Below are 24,155 nucleotides of genomic sequence, written 5' to 3'. Positions count from 1 at the left end.
TTACTGGTTCAGCGACACCACTTACTGATTCAAGTTACTGATTCAAGTTTCCCTGAATCAACAGAGGTGGAAGTCTCCCCAGTCGTTTCCCATGCACGAGGCAGTTTCCCAATGCCCTTGGGTACTGTTCAACTCAAACATGGCTCGACTGGCCAACAACTCAAAACACTATAGCATAAATTCTTAGAGCGTGAATTCAATTGGTGAAAGTCGCCCTAGAAGGTGACTGAACTTGTCGAAGTCAGGGCGAGGCTTTAGACCCAAGATTTTTGGTAAGGTTTTTTAGAGCAATACGCGAGAGATTTTCCCTCAAAAAAAGTGAATTTAGGCTGCAAACCGAGGAGATTTTATGGCAGACTTTATCTTAACAACGGGAGATTTAGCGATGTTTAATCCTGCCTTTGGGCTAGCAGTAGTCACGGTGATACCAGGCAATCTAGTTGGGACGGGCAAGGGAATGATTAACAAAAAACTGATTTGTGTAGATGGGGATGAGAAAACGGTCATGGTGCCGGGGTGTCCCTACATGACTCCCGTTTTTAACATTCCTGGGGTCGGTATGCTGAGTATTTCCTCCTTGGGAGCGGATCAAAAGGCAAAACGGACGAAATCGAATAATAAACCAGTTTTACTCAAAGGGAGTACGTTTAATGCCAGGTTTCAGGTTATGGTTCCCGCCCAACAACCCACCCCTGGCGGTCCGGTCCCCGATGCGACTCCCCAATATTCGGGGACAGGAACATTTATGACTACGAATGTCCGAGTCAAGGGGCAGTAATCAGTATCCGAAGGCAGAGGGTAGATGGTAGATGGCAGATGTTGGAATAAGGAGGAAATTAGCCTAAGAAGAAGGTCAAAAACTAATCACAGCAAGGCTTTCAGCCAACTTTCAACGATTTTTAGTTTCTGGAGAGTAATCAGTAAACAGTAATCAGTCGGGAGTTTAACCAATAACCAATAACCAATAAAATCATGGGCGACTTGCGGCAACACCAAAAGCAAAAAACTAAAGCAACCGAGAATCCGTCTTCTACAGTAGCTAGAAAATCGACCACGGCCCCTACGGAATCACCAGAACTCTCGTTAGGGAATAAAGCCTTGGGACACTGGTTGCAAGCTAGACAACAGGAAAGATCAGCCCCGACAGCAGCGAACCGACCTTCCTTTAAGGGCTTATCTCAGGAACTTCAGGTACACCCCAAGCTCAAACTCACTCAACCCGGCGATCGCCAAGAACGAGAAGCCGATCGCACCGCCGCTAGAGTCGTACAGCACCTTAACGCCCCCAATCAGCACAACAGCCAACCCGCCGTCATGCCGAAGTGGGCCGCATCCCCCGCAACCTCAAAAGAGGCGATCGCGCCCCCCCTCGAAGCTGCCATCCAACAAGAGCGAGGTCGTGGAGACCCCATCTCCAAAGAAGTCCGCGAACCCCTCGAACAAGCCTTTGGAACGGACTTTAGTCCTGTCCGCATTCATACCGACGGCAAGGCGGATCAACTCAATCGCTCGATTAACTCGGTTGCTTTTACCACTGGAAAAGATATCTTTTTTAAGCAGGGTGCATATCAACCCCGCAGTCGCAATGGCCAAACCCTCCTAGCCCATGAGTTAACCCATATTTGGCAGCAAAATCCCCTCAAGTCCACAATCCAACGCAAAGATGCGACAGTTCCAAGCCAAACGCCAACTCAGAGTTCCGAAACCACTGCATTAGTCAACGAAGTAGCCCAAGAAATTAAATCTTTCTCCGCCGATTGGCTAGACTCTCCACCGAATCATTTTGAATTGTTCCCAGGGGTAACTGTCACGGTAAAAAGCCTGGGATTAAAGGGTACAAACCACAATATTCTGGAAATTCACGGGGGGTTAGAGTTAAAGCTGGGTTCAGAAATTACGGGAGTTGAACCCAAAGGGAAACTCAAAATTAGCTATGATTGTCAAAGCCAAAACTGGGATTACAACACCCAGAATATTCAACTCAAAGCCACCATTGCCGATATCTTAACGTTGGATGCCAAAGATATTAAGTGCGATCGTCAAAACCTAGCCCTCACCGTAGCCACCACCACCCTAAAAATCCCTGACTTCGGCAAAACCCAAGCCACCGCCAAAAAAGTCAGAATCGACCAAAGCGGAGTGGACTGGGATAGTGCTGCTCTTAACCTCAAAGAAATCGGGGTGGGTGAGGTAATTAATCTGCAAAACTTTAAAGCTAATCTGGGCGGTAAATCCAAAAACTACAAAGCCGAACTCAACGGGAAACTCGGTCTCAATATTGGCGATAAAAATGTTGCTGATGTCCAAGCCGAGGGTCAATTCAAGATTCTCCACAACGGTAATAACCAGTGGGATTACGATACTAAAAATATTAACCTCACGGCTAATATTGCTGAGATTTTCAAGCTGGATGCTAACAACATCGAGTATGACCGTAAGAAGAGCCAATTAAACATTCAAAAGACAACTCTAACCATTCCAGAACTGAAGAATACAAAAGCTACTGTGAACAAGGCTAAAATCGACCCAAATGGAGTGGACTGGGATAGAGTAACTGTCACAGTTGATGATACTTCGATTGGTGATTTTTTCACGGTGCGAAAACCTAAGTTAGTCATTAATGGTCGCCAAAGTGATTATAGTTCTGTGGCGAGTGGTAGTGTTGAACTAAAATTAGGGCAATATTTTAAAGGTACAGGAAAGGGTGCGATCGCACTAAACCCGAAAAACGCCACCAGTGCCAAAAAACTCAAGATTAATAGCTTAGAACTCACCGCAAGCGGTAATGTTCAATTTTCAGGCGATTTAATGGTTTGGCCTCAAGTGAACTTTAGTTATCCCGTTGTACCAGGTGCAGTAGAAACGGGGATATCCCTAAAAGTTGGAGGAAGTATTGGAGCTAGTTTGACGGGAAGTGTGAAGAAGGGAGTTGCCGAAGAAGATTTAACGGTTGCAGTCAATCCTGAAATCAAAGGCTCTCTTTTCTCTACTTTGAAGGGATATGCTGGTTTGGGAAGCAGTTATATTGCTGCCGTTGATGCCTTTTTAAAAGGAAAATGTACCGCGATCGCAACAGGTGGACTTAAAATTAACGGTAAGCTCGGCTACAATAGCGACACCCAAAAGATTGATATTAGCCAATTACTATCTGAATACTACGCCAAAGCTGATTTTAAAGTCGCCATTTCCGCAGGATTGCAAGCAACAGCTTTATACTTTTTTGAGAAAAATCTGTATCGAATTCGCGGAGAATTGAGTCTGGGTGGAGGTTCGATGAAAGGGAAACTTGAATTTGATAATAATGGAAGCTTCCAAATTGGCAAACCTGAATTTGAGGGGATACTCGCAGGTAAATTAGACAAAGAATCAATCAAGCTAGAACGCTCTTATGATGTTGTTGACACCAGTACGGCAGAAAAACTCTTGCAAGATGCAACTAAAAATATTCCTGGGAGTGGGAAAGAAAGAAAGCGAATCATTACTGAGGTCAGAGCAAGTTATATCAGAGTTTTAGAACAAACCAAGAATGTTATTGATCGGGAACAAGATAAGAGTAACCGTTATGCTAAAAAGTTAGAGTTGCTTGATGTCAAATTATCCCGCTATAAAGAACTCGCAAAACTGGCAAGTGAATTAGAGATTAACGATACAAAAATAGCCCAAATAGATGAGAATATTAATAACGAACAGGAAGAAGAGAAACTCCAATTAGAACAACAGCAGCAATCAGAAATTGCTAGTTTAGAACAACAGCAAGCTGAGGAAGAAAAAGACATTGATCGTCAAGAGCAAGCAGAAAAAAAACGCTCTGCTCTCAAAAAAGTCAAAGGCATCGCAAACTCTATTACCAAAAAATACAAAAAACTCAGGGATAAAGTTGCAGAAAAATATTATTTTTTAAAAAGCCATATCCCTGATAAATATCAACAAAAGTATGACGATCTTAAACAAACCTATCAACAAAAGAAAACTAAATTAAGTAATGATCTAAAATCCAAACAAGATGAACTCAAAGATACAATCCATCATAAAAAAGACGAACTCAAGGAGAAATCTTATGATCTGAAGCAAAGGTCAAAACAGAATTTTTCTGGAACTATTGAAACACTTTCAGTCGCAAAACTTGAGGTATCAGGGTTAAAAACAAAAGCATCGAGCTTCAAAAATCAAATCAAGGAATACGTCAAGGACAAAACTCTCACGAAACTGACAGAGATCGGGATTAAGAATGCGGAGAGCTTTGTCCAACGGATGAATGAACTTGCAGAACTACAAGAGAAATATACAAATAAATATCAACTTCATCAAGACTGTCTTGATAGTGCGATCGCGACTAAAAATGATGCTACGAGGGTTATTGAAGATGTAAACTTAGCCATTGAAGATCTTAAACAGCTTGAATTGGGTAGAGGTGTTGAAAAGATTTCGAGAATGAATTACAGTAAAATCTCTCTCAACGCCATTGAAGGTAAGTTTGAACGAGAAACAGTAAAACTAGAGGACAATTTGAATGAGCAAGTCGAAAATATTGAAAAAGAGATATTAGACCAATCCAGCTAATCAATCATAGGAATAGTTGAAAATGATCCCAATCTTTCTAAGTTGTACACTTTCTCTCAAGACTTATCACTGTATGCTTTTTAAATTATTAAGTTAAGAAAAAAAGAATTTGATATGCTTTCACAATCTTTACAATCGATTCTTAATCAACAAGGATTACAGTTTTATGATATTGGCAACAACATTCTCCGCATTCATGTCAATGGACAAGCAGCAACTTGGAGTACCCTAGTGAAATGTATTGATGAGTATCAGCAACTCATGGTCTACTCAATTTGCCCTAATAAAGCACCTGAACCTAAACTGAGTAATCTTCAAGAATTTCTAACTCGCGCCAACTTTGGCTTGAAGTTTGGCAATTTTGAACTAGATTTAGAAGATGGAGAAATTCGCTTTAAAACCAGTGTTCAATTTGCGGGTGAAATCGATCCAGCACCGATGATTGAAGAATGTTTATCTCTTAATGTAGTCAGCTTCGATCGCTATCTACCTGGTATTTTACAAGTTATGTTTACCGACACAACCCCCCAAGACGCGATCGCGCTCATTGAATCACCCCAAAGCGATGCTAAGACTGAATCAGAATAGCTACAATAGACAGGACAAATCCTATGTATGATCATCAACAAGGGGATTGGGAACAGTTAATTAACTTATTGCAATGGCTCGATCAACGTTTAGAAATCGCAACTGAGATAGCAGAATCTATTTTTGAAACTAACTCAGAACAGTCTAATTTTAGTGATCGCGGTATCCAAATTGATCCCCAAGAGGTAACAGGGTTAATGAGCCAAAATTTCGCTCAACCGATGTTTGTTCAGGACAAATCCCAGAACATCCAGTCTCCTCTCCCTTCCTGTCTCAATCATTCATCTTTATCTTGGCTTCAGCAGACTTTTCAACTAGACAACTTTGATTTAGGGATTATTGCGATCGCTCTAGCACCAGAACTCGATCGCCGCTACGAACGGATTTATGCTTATCTACAAGATGATCTTCGAGGGAAACGACCAACTGTCGATTTGAGCCTAAATTTATTATGTGATTCAGCCGTGGAAAAACTAAAGCGACGGGCCTATTTAACCCCCCAAGCATCCCTCATTCAGAACGGCTTATTACATCTTATTCCTGACCCAAATCAAGTAGAACCACCCCTATTAGCTCATATTATTAAACTCGATGCAGCCGTGGTGCGTTTACTGCTCGGAGAATCGGGTTTAGATGAGAGATTAAACTCTTTTTGTCAGCTAAATTTACCTCAGCGCGATCGCTCCATTCTAGATTCTTCATTTTTACTGGAAAACCTCCATTTTATTAAAGAAATTTGGCAAAATAAAGAGCCATTCACTTTATTTTTTCAGGGAGTCGATCGAGGTCGAAAAGAAGAAACCGCTAACGCGATCGCTCAAGCTCTTAATATTCCTTTACTGACAGCCAACCTAGCCCAACTTGAAACTCTAAAACTAACGGAATTCCGAGAAATAATCAAACTGTTGCTGCGAGAAGCTCAGTTCCAAGGATCATTACTGTATATCGATCATCTAGAGATTTTACAAACTCCAGAAACCACAGCTTTATATCCTACTTTATTGAGCGCATTGAAGACTTATTCTTCCCTAATCATCCTAGCTGAAATAGAGCCATATCCAAACACAGATATTCATGGTCATAATCAACTAAACTGGGATTTTCCTATTCCGAGTTTTGAGCAACGTAATTGTTATTGGCAACATCATCTACAAAAAATAAATATTAAAATTAATGATGCCGAGCTAGAAAGTTTGAGCGATCGCTTTCGACTCACCTCAAATCAAATTGCCACCGCAGTCCGCACCGCAGCCACTCAAAAACGATGGCAAAATTCTCAAGATACCACTTTATCTGATACCCAACATTTGCCGACTGAATCTTTATTTCGTGCAGCCCGGAGCGTTTCTAGTCGTGAACTACAAGGTTTATCTCAACACATTCAGCCTCAATACGTCTGGGATGATATTGTTTTACCCCCCTATCAAAAAACACAACTGCGTGAGATGTGCGATCGCGTAAAATATCATCATTTGGTTTGGGAAACTTGGGGATTTAAGGTTAAAAAATCTCTAGGTCGAGGTCTCAATGTGATGTTTTCTGGGCCATCGGGAACTGGGAAAACTATGGCGGCAGAAATTATCGCGCAAGAACTCAAACTCGACCTCTACAAAATTGATTTATCCCAAATGGTCAGTAAGTATATTGGCGAAACTGAAAAAAATCTCAGCCAAATTTTTATAGCCGCTACCAATGCTAACGCTATTTTATTATTTGATGAAGCTGATGCTTTATTTGGTAAACGTAGTAAGGTCAAAGATGCTCGCGATCGCTATGCGAACTTAGAAGTTAGCTACGTTTTACAAAAAATTGAAGAATACGAAGGATTAGCCATCCTGACGACCAACTTACGGGGAAATATGGACGAAGCCTTTATGCGTCGTCTTCAATTCATTATTGAATTTCAATTACCCGATGATAAACAACGTTATCAAATTTGGCAAAAATCATTTCCTGAAAATACTCCTAAACATTCTGATTTAAACTTTCAATTTTTAGCTGATAATTTTGAGCTAACTGGTGCAAACATTCGGAATATTGCTTTGATGTCTGCTTTTTTGGCCGCATCTGAGGGGAGTTTCGTCCAAAGAGTACATATCATGCAAGCAGTACGCCGCGAACAACAAAAAATGGGTAAAATCTCTACCAAACAGGTAGAACATGACTACATAGCACTTGCTGAGTGAGCATTTAGCATAAGCACTCAACGTAAGCATTCAGCTATCAGCCTTGACTCCGTTAGCTTAAAAGTTAGCGTGAACTACCCTAACTAACCGCAAGTGTTATAGTTAGGGCTTCTAATTTCATGGGGAATTGCGTCTGACAAAACCCAAGTTTTACCAGTCCGTATTTGGAGCTTGACAAAATTCCAATTTCCTTAACCTGTCACCAATCCCTTAAAACTAACACTCCGTTGGCGAAGCCTCTCCAAGGGCAGAAAGAAAGTAAAGAAATATTACTAAGTGTTACTAATATTTATGAAAATTAAATAATAATTTATCTCTCTTTGGTGACTTTGGTGAAAGAAAAAATAGAATCCTTATGGGGAAAGGGTTTCAGAGAATGGTGGGATTGTTTGAGTTTTTATCCGGCAAGAGATTATCTAACGGGAGATCTCGTGAACACGCAATAGATAGATTGTTCTGACTGGGTTAGAGGATTGGGCTGCGATTTTACTCTCACCAAAGAGATGATTTTAAAATTTAAATTATTTTTCTGTTGACATACTTAGACGGATTATATAGAATTGGGATCATAAATTTTTACGAGTTACCCGAAGTGCGACTTTTAGTTAAAAAGCTTTTTAATTAAGGCTTTTTAATTAAGGCTTTTTAATTAAGGCGGGTGCTCAAGAAAGCACAAACATTCTAAAAAAAGTAAGCACAAAACTGGGAATCAACCTCATGGGAATCAACCTCATGGGAATCAACCTCATGGGAATCAACCTCATGGGAATCAACCTCATGGGAATCAACCTCAGTGGATTGTGTAGAGGTAGTTTGGCTATGCCTTCAAGAGTCCGATTGTGAACTACTTGAGAATTCCCCGAATTGAATTCAGGGGAGAGTCAAGAAGCTGCCCTGTCGTTTACTAAGTTGCATGATTTCTCAACCGGATTGGGTAAACTTTACCCGACAACGCCCTAATTACTTTCCAGGACAATATTTACTGGATGAAGATTTTGAACTAGCTCATCGGTATCTCAGCGATCGCCAACGTTACGTCAACAGTCGTCTGCATCTATCGGGAATTGTAGAAGGCTTAGAAGTTGAAGCGATCGCAGGTCAACCCGAAGTCATTATTAAATCGGGAACCGCCATTGATGGAGAAGGAAATCTGATCATTCTCGGACAAGCAGTGAGTCGCAAAATCAACGCTTTAGGTTGGTTATGTTTGCGTTATCACCAAGAAGCGAAAATCCTTCAGCAACCCGAAATTCCCGACAGCTTTACCCGCTTTGAAGAAAACCCATTACTAACCCTAGAAGCCATCGAAACCCGCGATGAAAAAACAATCATCCTAGCCAAAGTCACACTTGAAGATGGCCAAGTGCAGATCGACAACAGCGTGCGACAATACTCCGGAGTGCGCTTACCTAGTAGTAACGGAGAGGCGATCGCCCTCAACAGCAACGGCCAATCTCTAACCATTCAGGGCAATTTAACCCTTTTCGGTGTCCTGCAAATCAATGACTCTAGCTTGAATGCCATCTCTCAAGCGATCGACCTCGAAGCAGACCTAACGGATATTGTCCCCTCAGAAAAAGCCGTCAAAGAACATATTGAGCGTCGCATTACCGAAGGATTAAACGCCAACCAATCCGCCTACACCCTTGCCCTCTCCAATCCGATGCGACATCGGATGTACCCCAACGACCCCTTAGTTTACCAAGATATTTTTGAGGCCAAAGAGGCCGGGGTTATCGAAAAATACAATCAAGTTGAAAACTACGACGACACCAGCCACAGTACCAAAAACTCCCTGTGGTGCGGTCGCCGTGCCATTTGTTTTGGGTCGCAAGAAGTCGCCGATAGAGGAGCTGCCGTTACAGTTCCCGAAGGTTACGATACCCTTTGGGTGAGAATTTCCGCCGCCGATAAGTGGTATAGCTTCCGGGCAGAATTCCTCGATGGGGACAAAGAAATTTTAGGCTATTGGACAGGCGGTCGTCGCAATGCCAACTGTTATTGCCCAGATGGTTCTCTGGCCGATAGTTACCACAACCGACATCAATGGATTCCGATTCCAGTAGGTCGTCCAGGTCGAGTCTTACTCGTCGAAGACCTCGGCAGTAGAAGCGATGGCGGGTTGTGGTTTACAGGCTTAGGTTTCAGCAAAAATCCCTGGGCCCATGCTACTCAGTCAGCTTTGGGCTACCACTGGACTGTGAACGGTGGCGATGCCACCAACTGGCAGGGGGGAAACTCCAAGGAAGGGAACTCCGATGACTGGCATGGCGATATTTACACCATCATTCCCAGGGACACAACCCTAAAATTAAAGGTTCCCTACGTTTGGTCGGGGCGAGATAAACTGCTGTACATGGTGGAGCATAACAACGATTGGAACGGGTGTATGCACAACGGCATTACCGTTAACGGCCAGCCCGTTGAACGTTTCTTAGCCAGTTACGATAGCCCCTTTGCCCGTCACTGGAACAGTAAATCCTATAACCGCTATATCGCAGCCCGCATCCCCGCAGAACTCATCCCGCGTCCTCAAGCCGATCAAGTCCCCTTGCTAGAAGTCACCATCGACATGACTAAGCAAAACGGTGATCTGCACTTTCGGGAGATGGGGACACACGACCTCGAAGTTCCTGAACTCGATAAAACTTCTCCCTAACCTCTGAAAGCCAATAGTAATCTTCCGGAGTCACTCCCAACTGACTAAGCGTATTTTTTGCAGCCATGCAACAGCAACTACATCATCGACTTCAAGCCCTAAAACAAGAATATGCGTCCGGGCAGAAGGTTTTGGCGAATCTTGAAGCCCAAACCCTCACGTTACGGGAGACTTTACTGCGGATTGGGGGAGCGATTCAGGTATTAGAAGAAGAATTGGCAATCGCCCAAGAAAGGGACAATTTAGATTCTCCGCCCCCACCCCCGGAACCATTCTCTCTCAATCATTCACCCCCCCCATTCACCTCATCCTTGGAGGAATAAAACCATGTTGGACGATCTCGACAGCAGTCTCAGAGCTTTCTTGCACCACGAACTCCCAGAATTACAAAACTCCGGCGAAACTCAGGTCGCCATTAGCTTTGACCTGCCAGTAGAGGACGCGATCCAACAAACACCTGCGATTAATCTCTTTCTCTATGATGTACGTGAAAACTTAGAACGGCGTAATCGAGAGTGGAGGATGCAACGCCAAGACAACGGCACAGCGATTAAAACCCAACCCCCTGCTCGCGTCGATTGTTCTTATTTAATTACCGCTTGGAGCAGTGGTGATGATCCCCAACAAGAGCATCATATTTTAAGCCGGATTATGCGTTTGTTGCTGCGTCGCCCAGTATTACCGGATGATTTACTCCAAGGCAGTCTCCAAGACCCCATCTGTCCTGTTTTATTAACTTCCTTACAACCCGGCATAAAAAACCCTGGGGAAATCTGGCAAGCACTAGGAGGGCTTCCCAAAGTGTCACTGCACTGTACGGTGACAATCCCTGTTCCTCGAACCGAAGACCCAGAAGAAGTCCCTCTGGTACTCGAACATCGCCCGCAATTGTCTCGATTCTCCTAATCTCGATTCTCCTAATCTCGATTCTCCTAATCTCGATTCTCCTAATCTCGATTCTCCTAATCTCGATCTGATGAGCTGAAAATGAACCGACTCCAACGAACCCAAAGTTGCCTATCCATTGCCTTAGCTAGTTTGACCCAAGATGTTATCAGCAAACAGGGATTATCCCATGTCACCGTGAAAATTGACCAAGCCCCGGATTTATTCATGGAACGACTGATAACCGGCCTACTCGGGTTGCCTTCATCTTGGTGCGGGGCGCGATCGCCCCCACCCCGTCATGAAATGATCGGCTAGTTGCGTTGGCGAAGCCTCTTGAAGAATCGCTCCCTATGGCCTAATAGGAAATCCGGTGAATCATGATCAGAACCGAACTGTAGGGAAAATTCCTGAATTGCCCCTACGCCAAGAATCTTGGTCTGCAATATAACAATTATCCTCAATTAAAGGAACAAGGAGAATGCCTACTTATCTATCCCCCGGCGTTTACGTCGAAGAAGTCCCATCTGGACTAGCACCCATCGCTGGGGTTGGTACTAGCACGGCAGGTTTTATCGGAATTATCTCACTGAACGCAGGTGAAACGACTCCACCCGCCCCAGCAGAGCCCACCGAAGCGACAACCCCCTCCACCCTCGCCCAAAAAGGCAACTTTGAGCCAGGGAATGACCAGTATCGCGTGGTGATGTCGGATCAGAAAAACGCCGAAAACGAAGTGGTTGCCATGACCTCAGCCAAAGCCGGGGAAGTCAAACTCTGCACCAACTTCAGCGAATTTAAAGAAAACTTTGGCGAATTTTCCAACCACCCCGGACAAAACACCCTCGCTCATGCCGTTTATGGGTTTTTCCGTAACGGCGGCACACGCTGTTTTGTCGTCTGGGTGGCGGCGGAACAGGACATTGACCTCGCCCTAGAAGCATTTGAAGCCATCGACGAAATTGCCATTGTCGCCGCCCCTGGTGTCACCACAAAATCCACCCTCGCCCAACTCGACATTCACTGTCGTTCAACCAGCGATCGCTTTGCTATCTTAGACACCGAAGAAAACATTACACTCAGGGAACTCGAACCGGGTAACGAAAAACTCCCCGGTAACTCCGATTATGCCGCCCTTTACTTTCCCTGGGTTCAAGTGTTTGACCCCATTAGTAATGGGTTAAAATTCGTCCCCCCAAGCGGTCATATTGCCGGAATTTATGCCCGGGTCGATAGTCTACGCGGTGTACATAAAGCCCCCGCCAACGAACCGATTTTAGGGGCAATGGGCTTAAAAAAAGCCATTAGTAAAATTAAGCAAGAACCCCTCAACCAAGTGGGAGTGAACTGTATCCGCAACCTGAACGGCAATATTCGGGTTTGGGGCGCACGCACCCTTGGTGCAGGCAAAGACAACCCTGACTTCAAATATATCAATATTCGCCGTCAATTTAACTACCTGCGGGAATCCATTGATGAAGGAACTCAATGGGTTGTCTTTGAACCTAACACCCCCGAACTATGGGCGCGAATTCGCCGGAATATTTCCGCCTTTCTCACCAACGAATGGCGTAAAGGGGCGTTATTTGGCACCACACCCCAAGAAGCCTTCTTCGTGAAATGTGATGCCGAAACCAACCCCATGGCCGTGCGGAAGTTAGGGCAAGTCGTTACCGAAATCGGTGTGGCTGTCATCGAACCCGCAGAATTTGTCATTTTCCGTCTCACTCAAATCGTGACGGAAACTCAGCAGTAAGCCTGTGTCCCTTCTCTCCCCCAACGGATTCGTGCAACCTTTTAACGATTTTTCCTTAACAGCCCCTGGTGTATCCAGAAGCGCAATCGCGTCTCTCCCCCGCGAAGGCTTGACCACAGGGATTCCGGTCTTTTTGGGTCTTGCAGCAGAGGGATCGACCCAAAAAGACCTCATCGGACAACCTCAAGCCCTCACCCTTTGGCCGCAATTTCTGCGGCAGTTTGGGGCTGCGAGTTTGTTTTTAACCCAAGCCGTCCAAGGGTTTTTTGAGAATGGCGGGCAACTTTGTTATATCTTGCTGCTATGGGGAGAGGGAGAACCAACCCCATCCTTGACCGTCGAACGGTTACGCCAAGGCTTACAAACCCTTGAATCCCTTGATAGCATTGACTTGGTTTGCGTCCCCGACATCATGCAGACAGCTTCTCGTCTAGTCATGAGGCAACTGCAAACCCTAGTGTTGGAACATTGCGATCGAATGGGCGATCGCTTTGCCATCCTCGATAGTTACAACACCAGCAACCTTGAGGAACTGAGCCAACAGCGTCAGCAACTCATCGGTGACAACGGCGCGATTTATGCCCCCTGGATTATGGTCGAAAAGGTTTCTCAACCCATTCCTCCCTGCGGTCACATTGCCGGAGTTTACGCCCGCAACGACCGAGAAAAAGGAGTTCACCATGCCCCGGCCAACTACATCCTCAACGGGGTTCTCGACTTGAGCCTTACCCTGCGCGATCGCGACTGGGAAACCCTCAACGTCAAAGCCGGGCCAGGAATCAACTCCATTCGGAGTTTTCGCAGTCGGGGCATTCGAGTCTGGGGAAGCCGCACCGTCAGTTCCATTCCGGGTTGGCAATATGTCAGCGTGCGCCGTCTGATTGCAACCATACTGCGGTGGGCTGAACAAAACCTCGCCGGGGTTGCCTTTGAACCCAACAACTCCGCCCTATGGATTCGCCTCTCCCGCGAGATCGCCGTTTATTGTGAATCTTTGTGGGAACAAGGTGCGCTCCAAGGGGAAGACCCAGAAGCCGCCTTTTACGTTAAATGTGATGCCGAAACCAATCCTCCTGCCGTGCGAGACTTAGGTCAAGTCATCGCTGAAGTCGGCATCGCTCCCACAACCCCGGCAGAATTTATCGTTATTTCCCTCGTTCATGGAAGTAGCGGCGTTACCTTTGCTTAGTGTGTTAATTTACTGCATTATTAGGAGATAATTCTCATGCCAAATATCAAAGACACCCACGATCCTTATAGCGGTTATAATTTTTGGGTTGAATGGGACGGTATTGTTCATGCTGGTTTTCGGGAATGCAGTGGTTTGAGCAGTACACGGGAAGCCGGAACTTATCGAGAAGGCACGGATAAAAACCTCGCCCAACGACAATTACCAGGGTTAAATAGTCACGGGAATATTAGCCTGCAACGGGGCATTACCGACAACAAAGAACTCTGGGAATGGCAATGTAAACTCCTCGATGGCGAAACAGAACGTCGTAATGTTTCCATCATTTTAGCCGACGACAAAGGCGACGAAAAAATGCGCTGGAACTTAGAAAACTGCTGGCCAACGAACTGGAGTGGCCCGGAATTCAACGCCACATCGAGTGAAGTGGCCATTGAATCCCTCGAATTGGTTCATGAGGGTGTAAGTATCGGTTAGTGGAGTTAAAAATGCATCAAACTGAATTTCCTTTTACACTACCCCACGGTTATTTAGATGCCGAAGGTGTACTTCATCGTGAAGGAGTGATGCGGCTTTCTAGAGCCGTCGATGAAATTACCCCTTTGCGCGATCCGAGAGTACAAAGAAATTCAGGCTACCTCGTGATTATTCTCCTAGCGAGAGTCATCACGAGGTTAGGGACTATTAATCAACTCAATACCAAAATTATTGAGGAATTGTTTTCAGGAGACTTAGCCTATCTACAAGACTTTTATCAACGGATTAATCAAAATGGACATACCCGTTTTCGGGTCGCTTGTCCTCACTGTAACGGTGAATTTGAAGTGGAAACGGCTACTATGGGGGAGTAGTCTGCTACCCCCACCAACGTCTGCTTGAGGAGGTAGCTTATCTTTCCTATCATCTCCATTGGTCTTACAACAATGTTATGAACATGGAGCATTGGGAGCGTCAAAAATGGGTAACTCAAGTCGCCCAAATTAATGAAAAAATTAATAAAAATGCAGACAAAAAATAACTCCTGTTCCCCTGTAAGCATTCAGCGTTGTCTCCAGATGTATGAATGGAGGAAATGATCTAACCATGGCACAGTTTCAGCAACAAAGCGGTCAAAATTCCGAAAAAAATCGTGATCCTTATATGCCATTTAACTTTACAGTAGAGATCAATGGTCTGACTGTGGGGGGGTTTTCTGAAGTTATGGGATTGAGTGGCAGATTGGAGCTAGAAGACTATGTTGAAGGGGGGATGAATCACCGCGTCCACCGTTTTCCTAAACACATGGACTATCCCAACTTAGTGCTGATTCGGGGTTTAAGCGACCGAGATGATTTGTGGAAATGGTATCAAGATGTCACTCGTGGTAAGATTCGCCTGCAAAATGCCACCATCATTCTCAAAGACAGCCAGCAATCTGATGTAATGGCGTGGCGGGTTTCTAGAGCCTATCCTGTCGCTTGGGAAGGCCCGCCACTCAATGCCAGTACAGGAACAGAAGTGGCCTTTGAGCGCATGGAATTGGTGCATCGCGGGATTTACGAACAAAAGGTGCAAAAACAATGAAGATTAACTCCCGCTTACTGCAACGAGTCACTCGCCCACTCAACCAACCTGGCATCATGAATCACCGGATGGCAGATCGTTTGATTGAGCGATACGAGCGTTTAGTGAATCGTCTGCCCCTGTTAGACCAACAAATGAGTCGCTGGTCTGCGATCGCAAATCTGGAAACCGAGCAAGTCCCCATTGTTTACGCCCAAACCCCACTCGAAGAGGGCGAAACTCCCACCCCCAAGGGATTCCCCTCTGGGGACGCTGCGCGAACACTGCAACCTCAGACCACTCCAAGGGAATCTGACGCTCTATCTCCGGTAACAATATCTCCTTCTCCCCCTTCTCAACCGGAAACCCCATTCACTAACCCCTCCCCCCAAGGAAATACAGAGAGTCTGATTGAAGCCAAACTTGAGGCAACTCAAGGTGACATTGAGGAGATTGCACAGCCAAAAAAGAATCTCTTTGATGCTCAAGTTCAACCGTTTGAGGATCATTCAGCTACGGCAACTCCAGCTAATCCCGAAATCCCTACGACGGTGGTTTATGGGGAGGATGCACCCCCTCTAGTGCCAACTCCCCAGGAAAAATCGTCTCAACAGACAGTAAATGCTCCCTCAGAAATGCCTTTCGTTGAGACATCTCCCCATCAGTCCTCCTCCCAAGTAGGGGAGAGAGGAGAAAAAACAACCGTTTCAGGCAATGGGGAGGATGCACCCCCTCTAGTGCCAACTCAACCAGAAAGCCAATCTCAGCACCTCCCCTTGCTACAATTGGCAGTCCAACCCACACCTGAAAGCATTATTCAAGCGAAATACGATACTACTGCCTCCCTAACCCCAGTATTTACGCCAGTAAAAGCAGAATCGCCCTGGGTTGCGTCAGAATTTCCCACATCAACACAATCCTCTGATTCTTTTGAGACTCTTGTCTGCGATCTGCCTCTCACATCGCAGACATCAATTCCCACAGCCCACACATCGGTAACATCACCCCAATTATCATCAACCCCCCTCTCGTCGCCGATTCAACGCCCAGCGTTCATTAATCTTAGACAGAATCTAGAAATTATTGGCGATCGCGCAGCCCCCCCAGAAGGGAATCATCCCCTTGTAGAAAACCCCGTAACCTCACCTGAAATAGCACCCTCTTGGCCTGCATCGACTTTAGCTTCAGTAACAGAAAACCAGCCTTTAGACTGGATAACTCCTGATACTCCAATCCTTGCAGAAACACCCAACCCAGCATCCCCAGCAGCCCATTCTAACCGCGAAACCACTGCAACGGTAGCACCATCCACAGGCCCTTCAACGCCTGCTCCTGTAGTGATTCCGAAAAAAGCAGCCAATACCGTCTCAGCCTTCCCTCCCCAAGACCAAAAACAAGCCCTAGCACAACCCCACCTCACCAGCTTACAAACTAGCACCTCAACCCCAGTCGTTTTTGCCCAACGTCCTGAGACTCTAACTGAAAACCCAACTGAAAAAGCCACTAACTCTCAACCCAAACCCCCAACCGTTCCCCTAACCTTCCCGACAACCCAAGAAAGCGCACACCCCGCCAACGATGTTACCACCCCTCTGACTCAGGTCGAACCAGAAATGAACCCCGCCATTTCTGCATTACCGACCATCCAGATTGACTCACAATTAACCCCCCCAACCCTCGAAACCCTAGTGTTATCCCATGCCATGAAACCCCAAGCCGACAGTATAGCCTCAACTCAAAAAATACACTCATCCACCCCCACCACCGCCCATCCCATCCCAAAACAGTCAACAGAAGCAACAGTCCCTCGTTCTCCCCCATCCACACAGCAAAATCCCCCCAACGCCAGCCCTTCCGGGCAACAGGCACAATCTGCCACCAAGCAAACTGTAACCCAAAATGCCCCCCCAGAGATTAATCTCGATGCCTTAGTTGCAAAGGTCGAAAGGAAGGTCTTGCGGCGATTAGTGGTAGAAAGCGAGCGACGAGGTAAGCACAAATGGCGTTAGAAAAATTAAAAATTAAAGCCGAACAAGATCAAGAAGGTGATTTTGCCGAAGAAATCGAAGTTCTCTTCAATCCCAACCAAGTCCAAATTGACAAAACAGGCTGGACTTATGGAGAGAAAGGAGAACCTATTGCTTCTAAGGATTTAGCGACCCTGAAGATCACCTTATTTTTTGATACCACCCTCCAGAGTTCCCCCCCTGATAACGTCCAAGAATACACCCAAAAAGTCTTTACCCTGACTCAACCTCGCATTGGCACACCAGTCAAGCGTCCCCCGCGGTGTCAACTGGTATGGGGCAAAATTGGGGGCAGTAACAATATTTTATTGCCAGACGGCTTTTTAGAAAGTGTCAGCAAAACGTTAACCCATTTTCTCGAAGATGGTACACCTGTCCGCGCTACCCTCGATTGTACCTTTCGAGAATGGGCCACAGGAGAAGACCGTAAGAAGGCCGAAAATCTAATTGATGACCCGATACGGATTGTAAGACGGGGCGAAACCCTTAGCAGCATTGCTTATGAAGAATACGGCGACCCCGCCCTCTGGCGCACTATTGCCGAAGAAAATCGCCTTTATAATCCTCGGCACATCCCCCCAGGGTTAGTGCTAACCATTCCCCCTTTACCCATTTTGAATTGAGGAGATTATGTCAGACTATTCCAGGGTACAAACCCTCATCCCAAACATCAAAATACTGATTCAAGGTCAGAAGTTACCTAGCAAAGCGGATAGCGATTTAGTTGCAGTTCAGGTCTTTGAAGATATCGAAGTGCCGAGTATGTTTACTTTAGACTTTATCACTTGGGATTTATCTCAAGGGAAGTTTACCTGGGTGGATGACGACCATTTTGAAGTGGGGAATGAAGTGGAAATTAAAATGGGGTATGGGAATCACTTAAAAACCGTAATATTTGGGGAAATTACTGGTTTAGAACCGGAATTTTATCAAGGAGAAACCCCTCGTTTAATTGTTCGCGGTCACGATTTGCGCCATCGTTTAATGCGGGGTTCTAATACGAAATCATTTACTAAAATGAAAGACAGCGATATTTTTAGTCAAATTGTCCGAGCGAAAAGTTTAACGCCTAAAGTCAAAGATAGTAAAGTCAAACATGATTATCTTTTGCAACACAATCAAACTGATTGGGACTTTCTCACCAGTCGTGCTGAACGCATTGGTTATGAAATTGTCATCGATCAAAAAACCATTTATTTTCAGCCTCATCAAAATGAGGATCAAAAAGTATTAACGCTTACATTTAATGAAAATTTACGAGAATTTATGCCGCGACTGAGTAGTATGAATCAAGTTCAAAAAGTTGAAGTTCGCGGCTGGTTGCCTGACAAGAAAAAAGAAATTTTAGGCAAAGCAGCCGCCGGAAAAGAAGGAAGTAAAATGGGAGGAAAAACGACGGGTCCGAAAGCGGTCAAAACCTTTGGTGATTCAACAAAAACTGTTGTTTCCCAACCTGTTGCAACCAAAGCTGAAGCGGATGAGATTGCTTTAGGGCAGTTTAAAGATATGGCTCTTGCTTATATTGCCGCCGAAGGAACTTGTCCTGGGATTCCCACTTTACGAGTTGCGAAAGTTGTTGAAATTGAAGCGGTGGGTAAGCGATTTGGTGGGTCTTATTATATCACTGCAACTGAACATCACTATTCTAAAAAGTTTGGTTATAATACTTTATTTACTGCAAGGAGAACTGCTTTATGATGGGATTTGATTTGTTAATGTCCGACGACCAACAGACCCGTTTTTATGGGGTGACAACTGCTATTGTGACTAATATTAAAGATGAAGATGGTTTAGGGCGAATTAAAGTTAAATTCCCCTGGCTCACTGACGATGATGAGAGTCATTGGGCGCGGGTAATGACTCCAATGGCGGGGAGCGATCGCGGTTTTTATTTCTTGCCAGAGGTGGATGATGAAGTATTAGTCGCTTTTGAACATGGTGATATCGCTTATCCTTATATTTTGGGAGGATTGTGGAATAAAAAAGATCAACCCCCAGAAAAAAATGATGATGGAGAAAATAACAAGCGTTTGATTAAATCTCGAAGCGGTCATCAGATTATTCTGGATGATACGGAAGATCAAGAAAAAATTATCATTCAAGATAAAAGCGAAAAAAATAAAATCACAATTGACTGTGAAAAAGATGCCATGACTATTCAAGTCGAAAAAGATTTGACTATCGAAGCTAAAGGCAAAGTCAACATTCAAAGTAAAGACGATGATATGTGCATCGAATGTAACAACTTGGAAATTAAGACTCAACAAGACTGCAAAATTAATGCCGGAGCAAACTGTAATATTCAAGCGAAAACTAAGGGAGAATTGAGTGCCAAGTCGGGGATAGACCTCAATTGTACGGCGGGAGTCAAAGTGAATAATGGTGCATTAGAGGTAATGTAATGGATATTGATTTTTTAGGTGTAGGTTGGACGCTTCCAGTGCAACTAGACTCTGAACAAAAAATTGCCACTGCTAAATACGAGCAAGCAGTCCGTCAGTCTATTTGGGCTATTTTAAGTACAGCGCGAGGAGAACGATTGATGCGTCCGGATTTTGGTTGTCGCATTCACGATCGCGTTTTTGATCCCAACACAGCAGGAACAGTTGGTCAAATTGTTAGCGATGTCGGGGGAGCATTATTCACTTGGGAACCTCGTATTGATGTATTAAATATCGAAGTTCTCGAAGCACCAGGACAACCCAATTTACTGCATATTTCTATTAACTACCGTGTCCGCACAACTAATAATGCGTTTAACTTGGTTTATCCTTTTTATTTACAGTAGAAAAGAGATTTGATAGTTGATAGTTAACTCATAAATATTAACCCGTTAAAACGGTTTTTCGCTATCAGCTTTGGGGTTTAAACCAAGGTTCAACTCAAAAAAATAACCAACAACAAATAATCAACAATAAATGACCAACAACCAACAACCAAAAAACTTAAAAAATGAAAATTCCGAGCCACCTCAACTAGATCGGCGTAGCTATGCTGAGATTGTGCAGCAAACCCAAGCCTTAGCTGAGTCCTACACCTCTTGGATAGTCCCCAATCAAACTGATGTGGGACTAGCGGCGATTCGGATTTTTGGGCGTATGGCTCACTTGGTAAAAGAACGCCTCAACCAAGTACCAGAGCGCAATCGCCTCGCGTTTATGAACTTGGTCGGCACATCTTTGACCCCCCCCAAACCCGCACGAGTCCCCATAACCTTTCAGCGCACCGCAGGCAGTCCTGTAGATGTCCTCGTCCCCACTCATACCCAAATTGCTGCTCCACCGCCAGAAGGAGAAGAGACGGAGGTGATCTTTGAAACAGAAGGGGAATTGTTAGTTACAGCAACCCAGGTCCAGGCCATGTTTGTGCTAGAGGATCGGGATTATTATAGCGATCGCAGCAGTAATATTCCCCCCGATACCACCGAACCACCCTTTAGCATTTTGCAAGCTGTACGGCCCATAGAACATTACCTCTATCTGCACGAGGCCCAAATCTTTGATTTACCGAACCTCACCACCGCCACCTTCACCATTACCACGGATTCGACCGCAAGTGCCTCTCAATTAAGCGATCGCTGTTTGGCTTGGGAAACTTGGGACGGCAAGCAGTGGCAACGTCTCACTCACGTCACCCTCACTACAGAAGGGGAGCAGATTCTTGTCACCCTGAGCCAATTACCGAAACTCAAGGCCGTAGAAGTCAATAGTCAAAAAGCCAAATGGCTGCGGGTGACGCTTTCTCCTCATCATCGCCTGAACCTCCCCGAAGTTACAGACATTCAAGGGAGTGCCAGCGTTGACCAACCGCAAACGCCCCAGACTTGCTTCTTTAACAATATTGCCCTAGATTTAAGCAAAGATTTCTCTCCTTTTGGCACAGAACCGCAATATAACGACACTTTTCAAATTGCCCTAGATGCACCCTTGATTCAACCAGGAGTAGCCATCGAAATCAATGTCCATCTCAGCCACGCGCCTCAAGCTACCCCAGATTTAGAATTGCAATGGGAGGTGGGCCATGGTACAGATTGGACTGAAATTACAACCACCGACAACCCAGAACAGTTTCACTGGCTGCGAGACAATACCGCCCCGAAATTCATCTCTGGCAGTACCCAAGGGACATTTCGTTTCCCCGCCACCTTACCCCCACCCAACCCAGAAACGGGCGAACCTGCCTACTGGCTGAGGGCGCGCATTGTGCAAGGGCGGTATGGCCGTCAGGGACGGATGCGCCATTATGTCACCTATAACGATTTAACCGTAGTTGCGACCAGCATCGCTGCCGCCCAAACCGAAATTAGCGTCGATAGTGTTGAGGAGTTATCGGTTGGGGATACCCTGCGGCTACAACAAGGATTTGACCCCAACCAATTAGAAGATGTGCAGATTGCAGCCATTGACCCCAGTACCAATCGCGTCACCCTCAACCGTCCCACCCGCAACACCTACAGCCAAGGCAGTCGGGTTTTGGGTAAGTTAGCGATCGCCAACCCCACCCCAGATATCATCGATCCGCCCCTCCTCCAAGGGATCACTCTCACCTACAAATTTTTCCTCGAACAACCGGCTCATGCCCTTGCTTACAACGACTTTGCCTTCGTGGAAAACCAGCCTTGGGAAGCCCTGTTGAACCGCCCTGCCAGTGCGGGCGAGCGAGTGGTACAGTTGAGGAGTATCGAGGGTCTAGTTATGGGGGAACTCATCCGGTTTACCACTGCAACCCCCTTACTTTACCAAATCGAAGTCATCGACCCCGAACGGCAGCAAATCGTTCTCACCGAACCCTTAACCGTCGATTGTCCTTTGGGGACAAAAGCCCTTCGCGCCTTTCACCCCTTGACTCCCCAACTGTATCGGGATTCAGCGTTTTACCTGGGGTTTAACCAACGATTTCCCAATCGTCCCAACAGCCTGTATTGGCAAGTTCATCCTCCCGAACCCGAAGAAGTCGCGCCAGGCAGCGATTCCCGTTCTAGGGATAGGGATCGTTTGGTTTGGGAATATCTCAGTCCCCAAGGGTGGCGATCGCTCTCCCTCCGCGACGAAACTGCCGCCCTGACTGAGAAAGGACTAATCCAGTTTCTTGGCCCCACCGATTGGATCGCTTCGCCTCACTGCGGCATCAGCAGTTATTGGCTGCGAGTACGACAACAACCCCACGCTTGGGAGCATATCCCCCTTGTTTTGTTTTATTTGTTCCAATGGGCCCTTGATAACCAACAATTTCGGTTTCATGGACTGATTCGCTATTTTTTCGCCGGAATTCGTTCGCGGGCTTGCCGGAGCGTTACTCCTCGGTTAGGGAATGTCCGCACCAATACCACTTGGGCCCGGCAGTCTGTCACCCTCACTCACGAGAATTTGGGATCGAGTACGATGCAGCCCGGACAGGTGTTTAAGATCAGTCAAATGCCTATTTTAGCCGGACAACAACTGGAGGTTGAAGAAGGACGGCTACCCTCTGAATCGGAACAGCAGTACCTCCGGCAGCATTTAGGGGCCGATGCGATTGCCCCCGTTGAAGACGAAACCGGAGAGTTGGAAGCGGTCTGGGTGCGCTGGCAAGAAGTCCCTGATTTTTATAGTTCGGCAGGGGGCGATCGCCACTATATCCTCGATCGCCAACAAGGCCGCATTCAATTTGGAGATGGTCAAGCCGGGATGATTCCCCCGCGAGGCCGCAATAATATTCGCCTGAGTTATCGTACCGGAGGCGGCCAGCAAGGCAACCAAAACGCTCAAACCATTGTCGAACTAAAAACCACAATTCCTTATCTCGATAGTGCCATTAACTGGGAAGCCGCTACAGGAGGGAATGACCAAGAATCTTTAGAACGCTTAAAAGTGCGATCGCCTAAACGTCTGCGTCACCGCGATCGCGCCGTCACTATCCAAGACTTTGCCGATCTTGCTCAGGTGGCTGCGGTAGAAGTAGCCCGCGTCCAAGCCCTCTCGCCGGACATGATGTTCCCTCGCTTTAACCCCTTGTTGCAAGAACTCTGGGTAGAACCAGAACAGGGCCGCAGTATTCTTGATTCCCAAGTCCCCGGCAATGAAATTGATGTCTTCGACCAAGACATCCGCGCCGGATGGGTGCAACTGATCATCGTTCCCCAGAGCCAAGACCCCCGGCCTGTCCCCACTTTAGCGTTACTCAATCGCGTCGAACAGTTTATCCAAGCGCGATGCGTGGCCACCCTAGATTTGCGGGTATCCGGGCCTAAATGGCAGCCTATTGGCATCAGTGCCGAAATTGTCCCCCTAGAAATTACCCAAGCGGGAACGATTAAAAACCGCGTCGAACAAGCCTTAGATGCGTTTTTACATCCTCTGACGGGTGGACGACAAAAGACGGGTTGGGCGTTTGGGCGATCGCCTCAACGTTCTGACGTATATGCTGCCTTGGAATCCGTACCAGGGGTGAGTTATGTTCGTGCCTTAACGATTCATCCGGTGGCCATTGCGATTGACCGACAAACCTTAATTTATTCTGGCGAACATCGCATTACCCTCAAACTTCCTGATAGCTAATTGTTGGTCATTGGTTAGATGTATAAGATTCTTCGTATCATCATCTAAACCCAAACATCAAGAATTCCAGAAATCCTGTAGTGCGACCATCTTGGTCGCTACGGTATCCCAATTTAAATGCGTAACAGCTTAACCAGTAACCAGTAACCAGTAACCAGTAAACAGTAAACAGTAATCAGTAACCAGTAAACCGCTATCCTAGAGAAAGTTTACCCCTCTCTAGCAAT

19 protein-coding genes and 1 pseudogene are annotated in these 24,155 nt (G+C 45.9%); all 20 read left to right on the top strand.

The window, feature by feature from the left end:
* Nucleotides 1-349: 349 nt before the first annotated feature.
* The 20 genes and pseudogenes from PN462_RS19460 (at nucleotide 350) to PN462_RS19370 (ending at nucleotide 23,928) form a co-directional block, all read left to right on the top strand.
* Nucleotides 350-778: a hypothetical protein gene (locus PN462_RS19460; protein WP_272130495.1), complete on the top strand. Its 429-nt coding sequence runs from the start codon at nucleotides 350-352 to the stop codon at nucleotides 776-778.
* Nucleotides 779-972: 194 nt separating this feature from the next.
* On the top strand, nucleotides 973-4,560 hold the full coding sequence (locus PN462_RS19455; RefSeq protein ID WP_272130494.1) for an eCIS core domain-containing protein: 3,588 nt from the start codon (nucleotides 973-975) through the stop codon (nucleotides 4,558-4,560).
* 114 nt (nucleotides 4,561-4,674) lie between these two features.
* Complete coding sequence (locus PN462_RS19450) at nucleotides 4,675-5,148, top strand: YbjN domain-containing protein (protein WP_272130493.1); 474 nt, start codon at nucleotides 4,675-4,677, stop codon at nucleotides 5,146-5,148.
* 23 nt (nucleotides 5,149-5,171) lie between these two features.
* Nucleotides 5,172-7,334, top strand: coding sequence for an ATP-binding protein (locus PN462_RS19445; protein WP_272130492.1), 2,163 nt, complete (start codon nucleotides 5,172-5,174; stop codon nucleotides 7,332-7,334).
* Nucleotides 7,335-8,247: 913 nt separating this feature from the next.
* Nucleotides 8,248-9,993 carry a hypothetical protein gene (locus tag PN462_RS19440; protein WP_272130491.1) on the top strand — a complete coding sequence of 582 codons (1,746 nt, stop codon included), beginning with the start codon at nucleotides 8,248-8,250 and terminating at the stop codon, nucleotides 9,991-9,993.
* Between the two features lie 65 nt (nucleotides 9,994-10,058).
* Nucleotides 10,059-10,316, top strand: coding sequence for a hypothetical protein (locus PN462_RS19435; protein ID WP_272130490.1), 258 nt, complete (start codon nucleotides 10,059-10,061; stop codon nucleotides 10,314-10,316).
* A gap of 4 nt (nucleotides 10,317-10,320) precedes the next feature.
* On the top strand, nucleotides 10,321-10,899 hold the full coding sequence (locus PN462_RS19430; protein WP_272130489.1) for a DUF4255 domain-containing protein: 579 nt from the start codon (nucleotides 10,321-10,323) through the stop codon (nucleotides 10,897-10,899).
* An 81-nt stretch (nucleotides 10,900-10,980) separates the two neighbouring features.
* Nucleotides 10,981-11,196, top strand: coding sequence for a hypothetical protein (locus PN462_RS19425; RefSeq protein ID WP_272130488.1), 216 nt, complete (start codon nucleotides 10,981-10,983; stop codon nucleotides 11,194-11,196).
* Nucleotides 11,197-11,359: 163 nt separating this feature from the next.
* Nucleotides 11,360-12,634 carry a phage tail sheath family protein gene (locus PN462_RS19420; RefSeq protein ID WP_272130487.1) on the top strand — a complete coding sequence of 425 codons (1,275 nt, stop codon included), beginning with the start codon at nucleotides 11,360-11,362 and terminating at the stop codon, nucleotides 12,632-12,634.
* Between the two features lie 31 nt (nucleotides 12,635-12,665).
* Nucleotides 12,666-13,823 (top strand): phage tail sheath family protein, encoded by a 1,158-nt coding sequence (locus PN462_RS19415; RefSeq protein ID WP_272130486.1) that lies wholly within the window; start codon nucleotides 12,666-12,668, stop codon nucleotides 13,821-13,823.
* 36 nt (nucleotides 13,824-13,859) lie between these two features.
* Complete coding sequence (locus PN462_RS19410) at nucleotides 13,860-14,300, top strand: phage tail protein (protein WP_272130485.1); 441 nt, start codon at nucleotides 13,860-13,862, stop codon at nucleotides 14,298-14,300.
* An 11-nt stretch (nucleotides 14,301-14,311) separates the two neighbouring features.
* The gene (locus tag PN462_RS19405) at nucleotides 14,312-14,674 is read left to right on the top strand and encodes a phage tail assembly protein (RefSeq protein WP_272130484.1); all 363 of its coding nucleotides are present in this window, start codon (nucleotides 14,312-14,314) and stop codon (nucleotides 14,672-14,674) included.
* A gap of 17 nt (nucleotides 14,675-14,691) precedes the next feature.
* Nucleotides 14,692-14,841: pseudogene (locus tag PN462_RS23300) on the top strand (DUF6760 family protein); the annotation flags it as partial.
* A gap of 65 nt (nucleotides 14,842-14,906) precedes the next feature.
* Nucleotides 14,907-15,386 (top strand): phage tail protein, encoded by a 480-nt coding sequence (locus PN462_RS19400; RefSeq protein ID WP_272130483.1) that lies wholly within the window; start codon nucleotides 14,907-14,909, stop codon nucleotides 15,384-15,386.
* Nucleotides 15,383-17,374, top strand: coding sequence for a hypothetical protein (locus tag PN462_RS19395; RefSeq protein WP_272130482.1), 1,992 nt, complete (start codon nucleotides 15,383-15,385; stop codon nucleotides 17,372-17,374). Before PN462_RS19400 ends, PN462_RS19395 begins: the two co-directional genes overlap by 4 nt.
* Nucleotides 17,365-18,015, top strand: coding sequence for a CIS tube protein (locus tag PN462_RS19390; RefSeq protein ID WP_272130481.1), 651 nt, complete (start codon nucleotides 17,365-17,367; stop codon nucleotides 18,013-18,015). Before PN462_RS19395 ends, PN462_RS19390 begins: the two co-directional genes overlap by 10 nt.
* Before the next feature lie 7 nt (nucleotides 18,016-18,022).
* Nucleotides 18,023-19,090: a phage late control D family protein gene (locus tag PN462_RS19385; protein WP_272130480.1), complete on the top strand. Its 1,068-nt coding sequence runs from the start codon at nucleotides 18,023-18,025 to the stop codon at nucleotides 19,088-19,090.
* Nucleotides 19,087-19,794 carry a phage baseplate assembly protein V gene (locus tag PN462_RS19380; RefSeq protein ID WP_272130479.1) on the top strand — a complete coding sequence of 236 codons (708 nt, stop codon included), beginning with the start codon at nucleotides 19,087-19,089 and terminating at the stop codon, nucleotides 19,792-19,794. The genes PN462_RS19385 and PN462_RS19380 overlap by 4 nt, the downstream gene beginning before the upstream one ends.
* Entirely contained in the window at nucleotides 19,794-20,180 is a 387-nt protein-coding gene (locus PN462_RS19375; RefSeq protein WP_272130478.1) for a GPW/gp25 family protein, read from the top strand. The genes PN462_RS19380 and PN462_RS19375 overlap by 1 nt, the downstream gene beginning before the upstream one ends.
* A 130-nt stretch (nucleotides 20,181-20,310) precedes the next feature.
* Nucleotides 20,311-23,928, top strand: a complete 3,618-nt coding sequence (locus PN462_RS19370) for a baseplate J/gp47 family protein (RefSeq protein ID WP_272130477.1) — start codon at nucleotides 20,311-20,313, stop codon at nucleotides 23,926-23,928.
* Nucleotides 23,929-24,155 lie beyond the last annotated feature (227 nt).

Source organism: Spirulina sp. CS-785/01 (assembly GCF_028330525.1).
Classification (GTDB): Bacteria; Cyanobacteriota; Cyanobacteriia; order Cyanobacteriales; family Spirulinaceae; genus JAQMSD01.
Note: the sequence above shows the minus strand (reverse complement) of the source record. Positions and strands in the feature narration are given on the sequence as shown.